Annotated in this window: 13 protein-coding genes and 5 tRNA genes; 9 read left to right on the top strand and 9 right to left on the bottom strand. The window is 23.1% G+C overall.

Annotated elements, in window-relative coordinates; all coding sequences use genetic code 11:
- Positions 1–72 precede the first annotated feature (72 nt).
- Positions 73–702, bottom strand: a complete 630-nt coding sequence (locus tag U0T59_01940; protein ID XBC43187.1) for a DsbA family protein — start codon at positions 700–702, stop codon at positions 73–75.
- A 3,849-nt stretch (positions 703–4,551) separates the two neighbouring features.
- Here U0T59_01940 and U0T59_01935 point away from each other — a divergent pair.
- The 3 genes from U0T59_01935 to ispF are packed head-to-tail and all read left to right on the top strand — an operon-like array spanning position 4,552 to position 5,991.
- Positions 4,552–4,758, top strand: coding sequence for a septum formation initiator family protein (locus tag U0T59_01935; GenBank protein ID XBC43581.1), 207 nt, complete (start codon positions 4,552–4,554; stop codon positions 4,756–4,758).
- Positions 4,759–4,791: 33 nt separating this feature from the next.
- Positions 4,792–5,496, top strand: a complete 705-nt coding sequence (gene ispD / locus U0T59_01930) for a 2-C-methyl-D-erythritol 4-phosphate cytidylyltransferase (protein ID XBC43186.1) — start codon at positions 4,792–4,794, stop codon at positions 5,494–5,496.
- A gap of 12 nt (positions 5,497–5,508) precedes the next feature.
- Complete coding sequence (gene ispF, locus U0T59_01925; protein XBC43185.1) at positions 5,509–5,991, top strand: 2-C-methyl-D-erythritol 2,4-cyclodiphosphate synthase; 483 nt, start codon at positions 5,509–5,511, stop codon at positions 5,989–5,991.
- 724 nt (positions 5,992–6,715) lie between these two features.
- On the opposite strand, the gene eno is transcribed toward ispF, so the two are convergent.
- From eno to glnS, 3 genes are all read right to left on the bottom strand, one after another.
- On the bottom strand, positions 6,716–7,972 hold the full coding sequence (gene eno, locus U0T59_01920) for a phosphopyruvate hydratase (protein ID XBC43184.1): 1,257 nt from the start codon (positions 7,970–7,972) through the stop codon (positions 6,716–6,718).
- A 62-nt stretch (positions 7,973–8,034) separates the two neighbouring features.
- Entirely contained in the window at positions 8,035–9,678 is a 1,644-nt protein-coding gene (locus U0T59_01915; GenBank protein XBC43183.1) for a CTP synthase, read from the bottom strand.
- A 362-nt stretch (positions 9,679–10,040) separates the two neighbouring features.
- Positions 10,041–11,714, bottom strand: coding sequence for a glutamine--tRNA ligase (gene glnS / locus U0T59_01910; GenBank protein ID XBC43182.1), 1,674 nt, complete (start codon positions 11,712–11,714; stop codon positions 10,041–10,043).
- 218 nt (positions 11,715–11,932) lie between these two features.
- Between glnS and U0T59_01905 the strand changes: the two genes are divergently transcribed.
- The 6 genes from U0T59_01905 to U0T59_01880 all read left to right on the top strand — a co-directional run bounded on the left by U0T59_01905 (position 11,933) and on the right by U0T59_01880 (position 14,335).
- A tRNA-Met gene (locus tag U0T59_01905) sits at positions 11,933–12,006 on the top strand.
- Between the two features lie 29 nt (positions 12,007–12,035).
- A tRNA-Leu gene (locus U0T59_01900) sits at positions 12,036–12,117 on the top strand.
- A gap of 24 nt (positions 12,118–12,141) precedes the next feature.
- Positions 12,142–12,212, top strand: a tRNA-Gln gene (locus U0T59_01895).
- A gap of 184 nt (positions 12,213–12,396) precedes the next feature.
- Complete coding sequence (gene rpiA, locus U0T59_01890; protein XBC43181.1) at positions 12,397–13,056, top strand: ribose-5-phosphate isomerase RpiA; 660 nt, start codon at positions 12,397–12,399, stop codon at positions 13,054–13,056.
- Between the two features lie 341 nt (positions 13,057–13,397).
- Entirely contained in the window at positions 13,398–13,682 is a 285-nt protein-coding gene (zapA, locus tag U0T59_01885; protein ID XBC43180.1) for a cell division protein ZapA, read from the top strand.
- 65 nt (positions 13,683–13,747) lie between these two features.
- On the top strand, positions 13,748–14,335 hold the full coding sequence (locus U0T59_01880; GenBank protein XBC43179.1) for a 5-formyltetrahydrofolate cyclo-ligase: 588 nt from the start codon (positions 13,748–13,750) through the stop codon (positions 14,333–14,335).
- Between the two features lie 129 nt (positions 14,336–14,464).
- Here U0T59_01880 and U0T59_01875 read toward each other — a convergent pair whose 3' ends face one another.
- The 5 genes from U0T59_01875 to csrA form a co-directional block, all read right to left on the bottom strand.
- Entirely contained in the window at positions 14,465–15,187 is a 723-nt protein-coding gene (locus tag U0T59_01875) for an endonuclease (GenBank protein ID XBC43178.1), read from the bottom strand.
- Between the two features lie 275 nt (positions 15,188–15,462).
- Complete coding sequence (gene gshA / locus U0T59_01870; GenBank protein ID XBC43177.1) at positions 15,463–17,082, bottom strand: glutamate--cysteine ligase; 1,620 nt, start codon at positions 17,080–17,082, stop codon at positions 15,463–15,465.
- Between the two features lie 70 nt (positions 17,083–17,152).
- Positions 17,153–17,226: transfer RNA gene (locus U0T59_01865), tRNA-Arg, on the bottom strand.
- Positions 17,227–17,238: 12 nt separating this feature from the next.
- Positions 17,239–17,326: transfer RNA gene (locus U0T59_01860), tRNA-Ser, on the bottom strand.
- 233 nt (positions 17,327–17,559) lie between these two features.
- Positions 17,560–17,745, bottom strand: a complete 186-nt coding sequence (csrA, locus tag U0T59_01855) for a carbon storage regulator CsrA (GenBank protein ID XBC43176.1) — start codon at positions 17,743–17,745, stop codon at positions 17,560–17,562.
- Positions 17,746–17,766 lie beyond the last annotated feature (21 nt).

The following is a 17,766-nucleotide window of genomic DNA, read 5'->3' as shown; positions in this document are numbered from 1 at the left end:
TTAATATTAATAAAAAAATTAAATAAGTTAAATAATTAACATTAAAATAATTTTTTTTTGAGACATTTATTTTTAATATTTATTAAGTAAACATTTTATAATATATATATATTCTTTGATAAAGTCTTTATTCGATCTTTGACTGATATTTGTGTTGTTTATAGCATATTTTCCATTAATAAATATAAAAGGAACGCGATCTATTTTTAGGATATTTTGTATAATTTTTTGATTATATAACATAGACTTTACAACAAAACTGTTCCAAAGGAAATTAAATTCTTTTTCATCAATTTTTGTTAACTTTAAAAATTCATTTTTTAAGGTGTAGAAATCAGTAATGGTTTTGTGTTGTTGAATTTTTTCAAATATAGGCATGAGAATTTTTTTGTCTAATCCCATCATTTTTGACATTTCCCATATGTGAGTTAATGATTCGCCTAATTCTCCTCCTAAAAAATTAACGTGATATTTTGCAATTTTAATAGAGTTAGATATGTTTTTTTTTATATTGTAATCGAGTTGATATTTTTTTTCTAAAGTGTAGCAGTGAGGACATAAAAAAGAAAAAAACTCTATTATTGGAGCAGCATTTGTAATTTTTTTTTCAAGTATGGTATATTTTTGTTTCTCTATCATGGGTGTATCTATGTTACAAAATCCAAATGACATTATTGTCACTAATATTAAAAATTTTTTCATACGTTTATTATGTAATTAATTTTATTATTTTTGTGAATGTTATAGTTCTCTATATCATAACGTATTTTTTAAAAAATCGTATATTTTTGATAAACTAATATTTAATAAAATATTATTACTTTTTTTTTATAATAAGGTAATTATATAATTTTAACGTTAATCATATGTGTTTATTATTTATTTGAATAAAATTGTGAATAAAAACAAGGCTCTTTTTTAATCTTTTAAGTATTATTCTTACAAAAAGGGATAGTTTTTAGAATTAGAAGTTTTGATGTCTAGTATTCCAGTTAATCGATTAAAACTATTATTTAAAATAATTAATTATTTTAGGAGGATTTATAGAAATTTGTGAACGAACTAGTGTAAAAGATATAATTACAGGATTAATCAATCGAAAAGTGATTAGATCAGTTACTCTAGCAACTGTGGTAGATGAGTTTTTTTAGAAAAATAAAGATAACATTTGAGGATTTATTTATCATAAAAAATGAAAAGTTTGGATATGTTATTTTAATTTTTTTCAAGTATTTCCTATGTTTCTAAATATTCTATGTATGAATGTTTACTTTTAGAAGTAAAAATAAATTCTAAAATTGTTGGTTTCAAAATGATTTTTTAAATGTTCTAGAAATTTTAGAGAGAATAGGAATTTAGATATTAATTTTGGTATGAATTTAAATTTAGCAATGTGCATAGATAATTAAATGATCAATTTAATTCTAAAAATGCAAAAAATCTTAAAACAAAGAAATTTAATTTGGCTATTTCAGTAGTAAAATGTTTATTAATGCGTGTTCGAGTCACACAATGTTCTTTATTGTCTTATGTAAGATGAATTAAAATTAGATATGAAGATAACTATATTTTGTATAAATGATGAATTAAAAATATTTGGAAATTTTTATTAATCTTTCTGGAAAAAGAATATATAAATTTTCTGTATTTAATCATATTTGTACTTTTATGAGGAAGTAGATTGTTAAAAAGATGGAAGTTCTTCTATTAAAGATATTAGTATAATAAGAAATGTACATAAAAAAATTAAATCATTAAAAATATTTATTTTTTACTTAAACCTGTATTAAAAAATAAGAGATTTAGCACGAATTATTTTTTATATTGTCCTTTTTTGTTGTTTTTCTAAAAAATTTAGTATTAATTCGTATAACTTGAAATTAATTTTCAAAAATGAATATGTATATCAAATAATATAAAACTTGGTGTATTTAAAAGAAATTAGTGATTTCTTATTCAAATATTTAACGATATATAAAGTGTTAGTAAATATTATTAAAAGAGTTTCTTTAAATACTATTTATGAAGATTACGTTATAAAAAGTAATTGCAAAAATAAATTAGATAAATAGAGAATGATTAAAATGAATTTGCGATTATTTCAAATTATCAGAAGTATGAGAGTAAAAACATTAGGTGTAGTGTTGTTAAAAATTGTATATAACAAAATTTTGGTTATTATCTACATGAATTTGCAAAAGACATGTTAAACTTGTTCTTAGTAATAACATTTTTTAAAAAAGTATTAAAACATTGCGAAAAATATTTTTGTTCTAGAATTAGAAATGTATGAAAATAATATTGTTAATACTCAAAAAAGAACATTAGAGATTGAAAAGTATTTATATAAAAATTTTAGTTTGTAATTTATTTTTTTGAAATTTTTCACGTAAGAATGTTGTTGTATTTTCTAATTTAGATACGTTGAACAATTTATCTTAATGATTTTTTGTATTAAATTATGTTTGCCTTAATGCAGTGTGAAAGAAGTACATATATACATTACATGAATTGAATGGTTATAATATAGAGACACAAAGTAGTTTTTTATACTGGTACGAAAAAATTGGTATTTTTTTTGATGAGATTTTATTTGTATTTATTTAGTAGAATAATATAATTAATAGAAAATTAACTCTGATGATGGAAGTAACATAAATTTTTAATATTTTAAAAAATTCTAATTAAAATAATTTAATTTTTTTATTAGTGAAATCTGCAAAGGAATATCGATACATAATGAATTATCTTTAGCTTGAATTTAATATGGATTTTTTAATTTATAAAGTTAAACTATGATGTTATTTTTACTCATTATTTTAAATTAAACAACTTAAAAATGATTTTAAGAAACATGTAAAGAATTTATGTTTTATGCGATAGAATGTAATAAAAAATCTATTTTTTACGTGTTCTTTAAAAAAGAGTTTTGTTATAAAAAATTATAGTATATTTATTATTTCATTAGTAATATTTCTATTTTTTTAATTTCTTTTTAGTAATTAAGAGAAAATTTAATGAACTATTAAGTATTTAAATAGAATTTTTTTATATTTTTAATAATTCATGTAATGTTTTTACTTTATTTTTTGATATTTATACAATATTGTATGATGTTTAAAATTTTTATATAGAGTTTTTAAATATATTTATGTAAAAATGATTTTAGATATTATTTCGCATTGAATAATGGAAGTAATGTTAGTATTTAATGGTAGCATTATATTAATTGTGAGAAAAGAGTTTAATAAAGATTTTATAAAAATGTAAAATAAATTTTTTATTTATTAAGTTATAAATTTATTAAAGGTTATTGAATTATAGTAAATAATATATAATTTATGTGGTATTTTAAATAAAATATTTTTTAAAATAAATGGAAATTATATTTTAAAAATATGTAATAAAACTACTTATAAAAATTTAATATGTTTTTTATGTTTCAAATATTTTTTATAAGGTATTAACATGAATTACGTATTACCAATGAATTTTTTAGATAGACAAAAATAAAAATATAATTTTTTGAAATAATAAATTTTTTATTGATAGTAGAGTTATTTTCAGAAAAAATGTATTAATTGAAATTTTTTATTTTTTTACAATATCATAACGATTAGTTTATTGATTATGTAGTAATAACGCGTAAAAAGTTAGTTTTATTTTATTTCGTTGATATTATTTTAGTATTAGTATTATAACTTGGGAGGGTGTTTATTTCTTGATGTTTGTTCAGAAATTACAATTCATGCAGTTAATTAGAAAATGGTAAATGCCTAGACAAATTAAACATGTAGAGTAATATTACATAACTTGTAAACATGAATTAATAAATATTAATGATATTTAAATAGTTTGTATTTTAAACTTAAAATAAGTAGTACAAAATTTGTTTAAAATAGTTTCAAATAAATTGTGTTTTATAAAAATAATTAGTATTTTTAACTGCAAATTGAATTTATTTTTTTTTATTATATTAAAATATAAAGAATATTATGTGTTATATATAAAGATTGTTAAATTTATATGAAAAAATTTATATATAATAAAAATATTGCTTGTAAATTTAATAAGATTAGGTTTACAACCTAATATATTTTAAAATACAATACTATATAAAATATAATTATTATATAGTAATAATTTGAACTGTTTATTTTTATTTTATATGTTTAGTAAAACATATTTTTTAAGAAAAATTAATATTTTTGTGTAATTGATGATGTTAGATTTCATTTTTTATTATTTTAGTAGACATGTGATGTTTTTAAATATGTATTATTATAATATATGTGATTTATATGAATATAGATAGTCTGATATTTCATATGGATAGATATATTTCAGTATAAACGTTAATTACAGACTTAATTTATTAAACTGGACTACTAAAATAATATTGCATTAACTATTTTAATTTATGAGTAATTGATAGTTATATAATTAGTAATAAATTTAGAGTATACATATGATATTAATCAAGATAGGATTATTCGCATTATTATTTTTATTGCAAATAAATTTTTTTATAGGACAAGATGGTTTGTATGAATATATGAAATTAAAAAAAAAATTTTGCAAAAAAAATTAGATATTTTTTATCTTACAGAACGAAATGTCAAATTGTTTTCTGAAATACAACTTTGGAATATGAGTAATGAGTTAGTAGAAGAATATGCAAGAAGTAATTTAGGCATGATAAAAAATGGTGAAACATTTTATAGAATTATAATTAATCATAGTTTTGATAATATTTAATAATGTATTATGAACAATTTGTAAAATTATTTTATGAATAATATTAGTACTTTTCATTCTAACATTGTAGCTATTATTCCTGCAGCTGGAATTGGTAGTAGAATGCTGTTAAATAAGCCTAAACAATATATAAAAATTGAAGGGTATACTGTTCTTGAACATAGTATAAAATTTTTTTTGATACATGATAATATTAAAAGAATTATAGTTATTTTAAATAAGAAAGATGTTTTTTTTCATAAATTATCTGTTTCTTTTCATCCGCGAGTTTATTTTGTTTTTGGAGGCGAGCTTCGTTCACATTCTGTATTAGCTGGTTTATTGGTAGTTCATGATGCTAAATGGGTAATAATTCATGATGCTGTAAGACCTTGTTTAAGCTTACATGATTTAAATAAAATTATATCTTTAGCTAATACAAGTACTATAGGAGGTATATTAGCTACACCAGTAAATAATACTATGAAATATAGTATGAATCATATTGATATTTTTGGCACTATAAATCGATATCAATTATGGAATGCGTTAACTCCTCAATGTTTTCCTACGAAACTTTTGTTGTTTTGTTTAAAAAAAGCTATCAAGGAAGGAATAAATATAACTGATGAAGCATCAGCTATGGAATATTGTGGATATTATCCAAAATTAGTAAGAGGCAGAAATAGTAATATAAAAATTACTTATCCAGAAGATATTTCTTTTGTTCGTTGTTATTTACAAACACAAATGTTATAAGAGAATTAGTTTATGAAAATCGGACATGGTTTTGATGTGCATGCATTTGGTAGCATAAAACCTTTGATTATTGGAGGAGTAATTATACCTTATATACATGGTTTAACAGCTCATTCTGACGGTGACGTTTTAGTACATACTGTCATTGATGCATTAATGGGAGCTACTGCTATGGGAGATATTGGTTCAGTGTTTTCTAACACTGATCAAAAATATAAAAATATTGATAGTCGTGTATTATTAAGGAAAACATGGAAAGCAATTGTACAAAAAGGATACGTTTTATCTAATATTGATATAACAGTTATTGCGCAACTTCCAAAAATGTTAATTTATAGAAATAAAATGAGAGATAATATTGCTCAAGATCTTACTTGTTTAGTAGATAATGTTAGTGTTAAATTTACTACCACTGAAAAATTGGGCTTTATTGGACGAAATGAAGGAATAGCATGTGAATCGATTGTTATGTTGGATAATTTAAATCAGACATAATTTAATATTCATAAATGTATTTAAAATAATGATTTTAATTATTTTTAAAAAATATTTCTTTAAGTATGTGCTTATTTATATTTAATTTTACTACATACAATTTTATTATATTGTATGTTATTCGAATTTATTTTTTAGTGAAGTTCATCCAATAAAATTATTTAAAACAATTTTTATTTTAAAAATGTAAAAGATTATATATTAAAATATGAAATTTTATTTTTTTTGAGTTACTCGGTATAAAGTTTTAATAAAGTATTTATTTTAAAATTATTGTAGTAAATAAATAAATGTTTCATGTTGAAACTGCAATTTATTATAGAAATTTTTTTAAAGAATTGTTTTTTTAAAATAAGTATATAAAATAGTGACTTAATGATTATTTGACATAACATGATTTTTAAATTGTATGCATTCATATTATAGTCGTTTTAATAAGATATAATTTTAATATAAAAATAATATAGTTATTTTTAGAATAATAATAGTTTGAATACAGAATTTATAAAGTTATACATTAAAATAAATTAGTTTATATTTTTTATTGTATACTATTTCATGGAACTATTTATCTTTATACTAAAACTTTTGTTTTATTAGTATTTTACAAATAGCAGGTTTTAGTTAATGTTTATATAAATCAATCCTGCTATTTGTTAAAAGTATCTAATTACAAATATATAAAAATATTTTTTTAATACATAATTTGTTCTAATAAATTTTTTTATTTTAGATTTTCTTCTATTCTTATTAGTTGATTATATTTAGATGTGCGTTCTGACCTACTCATAGAACCAGCTTTTATTTTTTTAGCAGAAGTTCCTACAGACAAATCAGATATAAAAGTGTCTTCTGTTTCTCCTGAACGATGTGAAATAATTACAGTGTAATTTGCTTTGTTTGCCATTTGTATCGCTTTCAATGTTTCACTTAAAGTGCCGATTTGATTTAATTTAATTAAAATAGAATTAGCTATACCTTTTTTTATTCCTTTTTTTAGTAATTGAGTGTTAGTTACAAAAAAATCGTCACCGACTAATTGAATTTTTTTTCCTAATCTTTTTGTTTGATATAGAAATCCATCCCAGTCTGATTCATCTTGTCCATCTTCTATAGAAGTAATAGGATATTTTTTAACTAGATCTTCTAAATAATGTGTAAATTCTTGTGATGTAAATTGTTTTTGTTCTCCATGTAATGTATATTTTTGTGTATGTTTATTGTAAAGTTCAGAAGCTGCACAATCTAAAGCAATAGTAACATTTTTTCCTAATATGTATCCAGATTTTTTAATAGCTTCTTGAATAATTACAAGTGCTGATTCATTAGAGTTTAAATTAGGAGCATAACCGCCTTCATCTCCAACAGATGTGCTTAATTTTTTTTGTTTTAAAATGATTCCCAATGTATGAAATATTTCTGATCCTATTTGAATAGCTTCTTTTATATTACTAGTATTGATGGGTTGTATCATAAATTCTTGTATATCTATGTTATTGTCTGCATGTTTGCCTCCATTTATGATATTTATCATGGGAATTGGTATAGAATATTTTCCTGGAGTATTATTTAATTCAGAAATATATTGGTATAAAGGTATACCTCTATATTTTGATGCAGCTTTTGCTATTGCTAATGAAACGGATAGAATAGTGTTTGATCCCAATTTAGATTTGTTTTTAGTTCCATCTAGCTGGATCAAAATGTTGTCAATAGTCTCTTGATCATCGGCGTTTTTGTTTTTTAATGTTTTAGCAATAATATTGTTAATTAGTTGGACAGATTTTGTGACTCCTTTTCCGAAAAATCTTGATGTATCATTATCACGTAGTTCTAATGCTTCTTTAGAACCGGTAGAAGATCCAGACGGTGATGATGCTATTCCAATAAATCCTCCTTCTAAATGAACTTCAGATTCAACGGTTGGATATCCTCTAGAATCTATTATTTCTCTAGCAATTAATTTTTTAATTTTAGACATAAATAAATTTTTTCCTTTTAAATAAGCATTTTTACTTAAATATGTATGAATAGATCTCATATTTAATGATTAACTTTATGTTTTTTTTTATATATTATAGCAGCTTCAATGAAACCAGAAAATAATGGATGTCCATCTCTAGGTGTAGATGTAAATTCTGGATGAAATTGACAAGCTAAAAACCATCTATGATTAGACAGCTCAATAATTTCTACTAGTTTTTTTTCTTTAGAAAATCCAGTGACTAATAGTCCATATTTTTCTATTGTTTGTAAAAAGTTATTATTAACTTCGTATCGATGTCTATGTCGTTCTAATATGGTATTAGTTTTGTATAATTGTTTTGATAGACTATCTTTTTTTAAATAGCACACTTGACTACCTAATCTCATTTTTCCTTCTAATATTTTTTTATTCGTTGCAATTTTTTGACTATCTAATGTGTTTTTTCGTTCATTAATGAGAGAAATAATAGGATATTTGCATTTTGGAGAAAATTCTGTAGAATTAGCTTCTTTTAATCCTACTACATTTCTAACAAATTCTATTAAAGCAATTTGCATTCCCAAACAAATTCCAAAAAATGGAATATTATTTTCTCTAGCGTATTGTGCAGATATTATTTTTCCGTTTATTCCTTTTTTTCCAAATCCACCAGGAATTAAGATTCCATGTAGAAATTTTAGTGTATCAATATTTGATTTTTTAATTTTTTTTGAATCAATTAATTTTATATTAATAATTGTTTTATGCTTTAGCCCACCATGTTTTAACGCTTCTATGACAGATTTATAAGCATCTGGTAATTCAACGTATTTTCCAATAATTCCGATGGTTACTGTTTGTGTAGAATTGTATTCGTCGTATATAACTTGATCCCATTCTGATAAATTGGCTTTAGGAGCATATAATCTAAAATGATTACAAATTAAATCATCAACTTTTTGGGCATTTAATAATTTAGGAATAGTATAAATGGATTTAACATCTTTTAATGAAATAACTGATTTTTCTGAAACATTACAAAATAAAGCAATTTTTTTGCGTTCAATAATTGAAATCGTTCTTCTTGAGCGACATATTAATATGTCTGGTTGTATTCCAATAGATAGTAGTTCTTTAACTGAATGTTGAGTAGGCTTAGTTTTAATTTCGCCTGTAGTAGATATGTAGGGTACTAGAGTTAAATGAATATATATAGTATTTTTTTTTCCTACATCTACTGCCATTTGTCTAATAGCTTCTAAAAATGGTAAAGATTCTATATCACCTACTGTACCTCCTATTTCTACAAAAATAATGTCTTTATTTTTTGAACATTCAAAAATTCTATCTTTTATGGCATTAGTAATATGCGGAATAACTTGAATAGTAGCACCTAAATAATCTCCATTTCTTTCTTTTTGAAGAACTTCAGAATAAATACTGCCTGTAGTAAAGTTATTACAACGAGTCATTTTATTTCTAATAAATCGTTCGTAGTGTCCTAAATCTAGATCTGTTTCTGCACCATCTTCGGTAACAAAAACTTCGCCGTGTTGTATCGGACTTATAGTACCTGGATCTATGTTAATATATGGATCTAATTTTATAATAGTTACATTGAGATTTCGTGCTTCAAGAATTGCAGCCAAAGACGCTGTTGTAATACCTTTTCCGAGAGATGATACTACACCTCCAGTTATAAAAATATAATGTGTTGTCATATTTAACCAACATGTGGATGAAATATCGAACAAGATTGTTAAAAAATGAAATGATAGTCTATAGTTTTTAAGGTTATGTTGAACGTTGTTTTTTTAGTAAATGTCATATAGAATCTATTTTTTAAAATGAGTTTTTTAATTATAGTTAGTTAATAATATTAATTATTGTATAATTTTCGTGTAGATATAAAATATTTTAAATTAGTTGTTTAAATTATTGGATATGCGTTTCTAATGAATAAAATATTAATTTTATTAGACGATATTTAGGTGTGTGTTTAAAGTCAAATATTTTAACCATAGATATAAAATTATGAAATTTATAGTATATCTTGTATAAGATGTTTACTAAATAATATGTATTATTTGTTAATATTTTTTTTTATATTATCTTTTAATGTTACTATCCTGTTAAATATTAAGTTATTTTTAATAGAATAATTTTTATCAAGACAAAAATATCCTTCTCTTTCAAATTGATATCTATTTTTAGAGATGTTATGTATTATATCAGATTCTATGAATCCTGTTTTAATAATTAATGAATTTCTGTTAACGTACTTTAAGAAATCTGTTTGTGTTTCAGGATCTTTTAGTAAAAACAATTTTTCATATAAATTAAATTGAGCTGGTAATGCATTTTTTTCAGAAATCCAATGAATTACTCCTGATACTTTTTTATAAATAGGATTTTTTCCTAATGTATTTTTGTCATATGTGCAAATGATTTTAGTTATGTTATTATCAGCATCTTTGATTATTTTTTTTGCACAAATAGTATAAGCATGACGTAATCTGATTTCGTTTCCTATGGTTAATTTTTTATGTAGTATAGTGTTATTTTCTTGAAAATCAAAACGATCTATGTATATTTTATTACTAAAAATAGATTTATGTGTTCCCATAGTATTAATATTAGGGTGATTTGGAATTGTTAATATTTCTGTATAATCATCAGATAAATTGCAAATATATATCTTTATTGGGTTAATAACTGCCATATAACGAATAGTATTTATATTTAATTCACTTCGAATACAAGATTCTAATAGTGATAATTCTATGATGTTCTCTTGTTTTGTAACTCCAATTTTTTCACAAAATTTGCGTATAGAGGAAGATGTGTATCCTCTTCGTTTTAATCCAGAAATGGTTGGCATTCTAGGATCATCCCATCCAGTTACGATATTGTTAGTTATTAAGAGTTGTAGTTTTCTTTTAGATAATACAGAGTATTCTAATTTTAATCTAGAAAACTCATATTGGCGAGGATAATGAGTAACATTAATATTATTTAATATCCATTCATATAATTTTCGATTGTCTTGAAATTCTAACGTACATATAGAATGTGTTATTTTTTCTATAGAATCGGAAATACAATGAGCAAAATCATATGTGGGATATATGCACCATTTTGTTTTGGTTTGATGATGTTTTGAAAATAAAATTCGATATAATACAGGATCTCTCATGACCATTAAAGGCGATTTCATATCGATTTTTGCTCTCAAACATGCATTTCCTTCAGAAAAATATCCATATTTCATTTTTTTAAATAATGATAAATTTTCTTTAATAGTACGCATTCGATATGGACTATTTACTCCGGGTGAAGTTAACGTACCTCTATATTTTCGTATTTCTTCTTTGTTCAATTGATCAACGTAAGCTAATCCTTTCATAATTAGTTCTTTAGCATATTGGTAAATAATTTTAAAATAAGAAGATGTATAAAATATTTTGTTATCCCATTCGCATTCTAACCATTTTATATCTTCAATTATTCCATTAATGTAGTGAACATTTTCTTTTCTAGGATTAGTATCATCAAAACGAAGATTAAATGTACCTTGAAATTGTTTAGCTAAATAAAAATTTAAAAATATAGATTTCGCATGTCCAATATGTAAGTAACCATTAGGTTCAGGAGGAAAACGTGTTTTAATACTTTTTACTGTGTTCTTTTTTAAATCATGATAAATTATTTTTTGAATGAAATTATAATTATGTACTTTTTTATTTTGATTATTCATTTTATTTCCTGTAGATATTTATCTAAAATAACGAAGAGAAATTAAAAAAATAAAAACAAATAAAAACAAATAGCTAGTTAATAGATAATTTTAGTACTATAGTATTAATTGTTTTATAAAGATCATTGTTTACATAGTTATATCTTTTTAAAAATCATTATTGACATTATTAGTATAACACAGCATAATTTAAAGTATAAAATAATTTTATATTTCCCGGCTACGTAGCTCAGTCGGATAGAGCACAGCACTCATAACGCTGAGGTCACAGGTTCGATTCCTGTCGTAGCTACTAAATTAAAAAAAATAAAATTTTAGAGTGTGGAAGTGGCGAAATTGGTAGACGCACCAGATTTAGGTTCTGGCACCATTAGGTTTGCGAGTTCGAGTCTCGCCTTCCGCATATGTAATATTTAAGTAATTATTTTGGGGTATAGCCAAGTGGTAAGGCACCGGTTTTTGATACCGGCATCCCTGGTTCAAATCCAGGTACCCCAGACATACTTGTTTATAAAAAGTATAATTTAAATTAAAAACAATGGTGTAGTTCTTGTCTAAAAAATCAAATAATGTTCTTTTTTATCTATTTATTTAAATATATTGTGAGTTAAAGCACATAATAATAAAATTTAAAATAAATTTAATTGTTATAAATAATAAAATTTAGTATAGGTTTTATTTTATGGATTCTAGAGAATTGAAAAAATCTGTCGCAAAAGCTGTTTTGGACTATATTTATCCCGGTTCAGTAATTGGTATTGGAACAGGTTCAACTGTATCTTATTTTATTGAAGCATTAAGTTATACTAAAAATTTAGTTCATGGAGTGGTGTCTAGTTCTAGTTCTTCGACACTATTTTTAAAAAAACATGGAATTCCTGTATATAATTTGAGTGATATTAAATCGTTAATGTTATATATAGATAGTGCAGATGAGATAAATTTTAAATTACAAATGATCAAAGGAGGAGGTGCTGCGTTAACTAGAGAAAAAATTATAGCTTCTGCAGCTAAAACTTTTATTTGTATTGCAGATGAATCGAAATTGGTACAAGTATTAGGAACATTCCCGTTACCTATTGAAATTATACCTATGTCTATTTCTTATATACTAGATAAATTGATAAAATTAGGTGGTATACCAAAAATTAGACGAAATGTTGTTACAGATAATGGGAATATAATTGTTGATGTGTATGATTTTAAAATATTAGATCCAATCAAAATGGAACATAAAATTAATTCTTTACCTGGAGTAGTGAGTGTGGGATTGTTTGCAACTCGTACAGCAGATATTGCTTTAATTAGCAAACAATCAGGTATAATAGTTATGAAAAAATAATATTATATAAAATATGTTTTATATAATGTATTTATCTTTTAGAGATATTTTACGTTAGTTAATATTGAAGATATGTATAAACTTTAAAATTAATAAAATATTTGTTAAAAACATATTTTAGTTAATTAATGTTTTATATTTTTAGTTTTAAAATTTTTGTATGAAAATATCGTATATTTGTGTAAATACTTATGCTTATGTATGTGTCATAATTATTTTATAAACATTTAAATACTTTATGTATATTATATGATAAATATTGCATATTGTATTTCATTAATAGCACTCAAATGCGTTATTAAAAATAATTTAATTGGTTTATATTGGATAGTATAAATAAAATGCCAGTTCAATGTATAGAGGTTAATATTTTTGGTCAATTATTAAAAGTTAATTGTCCTAATGGACTTAAAAACGACTTATATAATGCGGTTAATAGTTTGAATCAAAAATTACAGAATTTAAAGATTAAAACTGGAGTATCTAACACAGAGCATTTAGTACTTGTAACAGCGTTAAATATATCTTATGAATTAGAGCATGAAAAATTGAAAATAAAAGAAATTATTTTAAGATCCAAAAAAATTATTTCGTATTTAAATAAATTGAAGATAATTAAATTTTAGTATAGTTATTTTATATTAATTTTTTATATGATATGTAATCACTTTTCTTTGTATGATGTTATTGTATGCTATTTATAAATCGTAATATTCAAAGAGAGTATTTTAGAAAATTGAGAAAAAATGTGATGTTGAAGGAAAAAATAATCGCATCTATAAATATTTCTAATTTAGCTTTTTATTGTGAACGTTTGCGTATTGCTAAAAATGTTGCTATTTTTTTTTCTTTTGATGGAGAAATCGATACTCATGCATTAATTTTAAAATTATGGAAAAAAAAATATAATGTTTTTTTGCCAATTATTGACTCAATTTGCGATAAAAAATTATTATTTTCTCAATATTTTCCTAATACTTGTTTAAAATTAAATGTATTTAATATTTTTGAACCAATTTTAAATAAAAATATGGTTTTATCTTGTAACGATATGGATGTAATTTTTGTTCCACTAGTGACTTTTGATAAATTTGGTTATCGTTTGGGAATGGGTGGAGGATTTTACGACAAAATTTTAAGTAATTGGAAAAAAAAAGGATTTTTTCCCATTGGATTAGCCTACAATTTTCAGTTAGTTGATAAAATTATTCCTTTTCCTTGGGAATTTTCTTTACCTTTAGTTTTAACACCTAATAAATTATGGATTTGGAAGTGTTAATACTATAATATTAATAGTTAAATAATCTCTTTCAGTTTTGTATCATCTTAATAATAAATTTTTATATTTTGGGTATTAATGTAAATAATATTATATTTAAATTTTTTAGTTCATGTTATTGATGGTTTTTTATTTTTTAATGGTTTTAATACAATTAGAATATACGTAAGGGTTATGATTTCCTTGAATTTGAAAAATTAGTTTATCTCTTTTACATTCCCAAATGCTAATAGGATATTTTTTATTCCATTTATTAAATAATTTCATTTGTTTATTAGAAATATTTAATTTATAGGTTTTATTCATATAGAAGTAGGTTCTGGCAATAATTCCTTTAGATTTGTCTGGTGGTTCTGCTATTTTATTTTTAAAATCAATTTTCATTGAACAACGTCCATATTGATTTTTTTGTTTTTTATCTAGTTCTCCATACATAAAATTACTTCGGTCTGCATTAATTTCTCCAATTACTGGTTGTAAGTTATGTAAATCCGTTTCTATTTTCTCATAATTTGTATCGTGAGCACAATTTTTTCTTCCACCTTGTTTCCAACATTGTTTTAAATGTCCAAATTGCCATGCTGGTACTACATGTTCCCATTCTATTCGATTAGCTCTATTTGTGTTTTTTCGAATTCGATAGCCACAAGATTGTAGTTGTGGAATACCTTTTTTTTTGATCCACGATATTTTGCAACTACAGTAAAATGAACTTGGTATATTAGCATTAACTTTTTGTGCTAGTAATTTAGTTTGATAAAAATTTCTGTAATGATGTTGATACATTGTACCTTCATTGGAAGGTAATGTAATGAAAGAAGACAATAATATAAATAGTGTTTTAATTAGCATTTTATTTAAATTATTATAAAAATAATAGTTTATCAAAATATATTTAGATTTTAAATATAATTTAGTTTAAATTACAACAATTATTTATTTTGTGTATATAACTATTTTATTTAATATAACTCAATAAGAAGCATATTATTTATTAAATTTAATATATATATTTTCTTGTATTATGTTTCAATATAAATTTTTTATATTGATATATATAGAGTTATTTCTATGTATTTGTTTTTTAAAAATTATTAGTTGTTAAAATCAATATTATCATAGTATTTTTAATAAAAAAATTTTTTTGAATACAATTTATCATTCAGTTCTATCATTTTTTGTGTGAAATGAGAGCGATATGCTTCGTTTATAAAGTCATTTTTATATATTTTTTCTAATTTTTCGTTTTTTAGTTTACTTTTATTTTCTATAGCTAATTTCATTCCAAGACCCTGAATAGTATTGTTTATATATTGATTTAAAATTTTTTCAGAATAAGTTAAATCAGTGTTATCAAAATATTTAAATATTTTTTGACATGTTTTTTGATATTGATTGCTTTTGGATTGGTAGTCTAAAATTTCTGCTATATGAAAAAAATCTTCTATTAAATATTTTCCTATTGATTCTAGTGATTTCTTTTGATGGTATATATTAATACGTATTTTTTGTTTAGGTTTTCTTCCTTTTAGACTAACTGTTTCCCAATTTTTAGAGTGATATTGAAGATCTTCATTAGTCATTTTTGGAGAATCGGCAATTACGCACCAAATTAAAAATAAATCTAATAATAATATTTGTATTTTTTTAATTCCTATACATGAAAAGGGATTTACATCCAATGATCGTATTTCTATATATTGAATTCCTTTTTGTTTTAAAGAATTTAAAATGGTTTCGTTAAGCTTTGTGGTTCTTTTAGGTCGAATATAAGTATATAATTCATTCTCCATTTGCAATATATTAGTATTAATTTGCTTCTTATTACCATAAAAATCTATTAATCCTATTTTTTTAAATTTTTCAGACGTTGTATATAAACCATATTTTAGTGATGATATATAATTATCTAAAGAATTAAATGTTAGTTTCAGATTTTTAATTGATTGATTAGTATAACCTAAACCACTTAGTCTTAAAGAAGTGGACCATGGTAAAAATAAAATTCCATTTTTTTTAATAAAATTTAAATTGTGTTTTTTATTTTCAATAAAAAATGGTTCAATAGCTGGAGATGTACCGAATAAATAAGGAATAATCCATCCAAATCGATAAAAATTTCTAATTAAACATAAATATCCATTAGAAACAAAGTTTTTTTGGACTAGTTTATTGTTGTTTTTCCATTCTTTCCAAAATATCATTGGTAATGAAAAATTATAATGAACTCCGGAAATAATGTTCATTAATGTACCATATCTGTTATTTAATCCTTTTCTATATAATGTCTTCATTTTACCAAGATTAGATAGTCCGTATTTTGCTAAGGCTATAGAGTTAGTAGATTCAACGAATGGAGGAAGACTAAATGGCCATAAATATTCTTTATCTATGTTTTTATTCACAAATCTGTGAATATCACGCAAAATTTTTAATAAATGGTTTATATTACTGGTAGGTGGAGTAACAAGTTCTATTAGTGATTCGGAAAAATCAGTTGTGATCCATTTATGAGTTAAAGCTGATCCTAAAGAATAAGGATGATCGTTTTTAGAAATTTTTCCATTTATGTTTATGCGTAATGCTTCACGTTCAACGCCTCTTAATATATTTTGTATAATTTTTGGATTAGATTTTAACCAATTGATTTTGTGTAGTATTTTTGGAATCAAAGTAACCTCTGAAATAAATATAAGTAATATAAAAGAATTAATTATATCATTTTTTAATAATGATTTTATAAACAAGTTTATGCGTAAATTAGAAAGTTGGGATTGAATTTTTTAATAGAGAAATGTTAATTACTAGAATTTTTTTTGCATCCGGAAGGATTTGAACCTCCGACCTCTCGGTTCGTAGCCGAGTACTCTATCCAACTGAGCTACGGATGCTATTTTATTTTTCGGTGAGAGAGGGATTCGAACCCTCGATGCAATTTTATTACATACTCCCTTAGCAGGGGAGTGCCTTCAACCACTCGGCCATCTCACCTAGTAATATAATGTTATTATTTTGAAAATGTATTATGTAGTAAATTAATAATTTATATATAATTTGCATCAGGTTATCATATTGATTTTAGATTGTATAGTAATTTTAAAAAAATAGTTATTGCAGTATTATAATATTCAATTATTATTTAATGTTATAATTTGTAATTTAAAGTAATAGGTTAAGTAATTACAGCATCTCGCTTTGATGAAAGATAGCAAGATGCTGATATTTTAGCAATTAGATTTTTGATGTTTTTCAGCTTGAATTCTTTGATATATTTCTTCACGATGTACTGAGATTGTTTTAGGGGCGTTTACACCAATACGCACTTGATTACCTTTTACACCTAATACTGTTACAGATATCTCATCACCGATGATGAGTGTTTCACCTACTCGACGAGTTAGAATAAGCATGTATTTTTCCTTAAAAACTTG

Origin of the sequence: Buchnera aphidicola (Meitanaphis flavogallis) (assembly GCA_039830035.1) — a bacterium.
Taxonomy (GTDB): Bacteria; Pseudomonadota; Gammaproteobacteria; order Enterobacterales; family Enterobacteriaceae; genus Buchnera_B; species Buchnera_B aphidicola_AZ.
The sequence above is the reverse complement of the archived record's forward strand: the minus strand, read 5'-3'. Positions and strand labels throughout refer to the sequence as shown.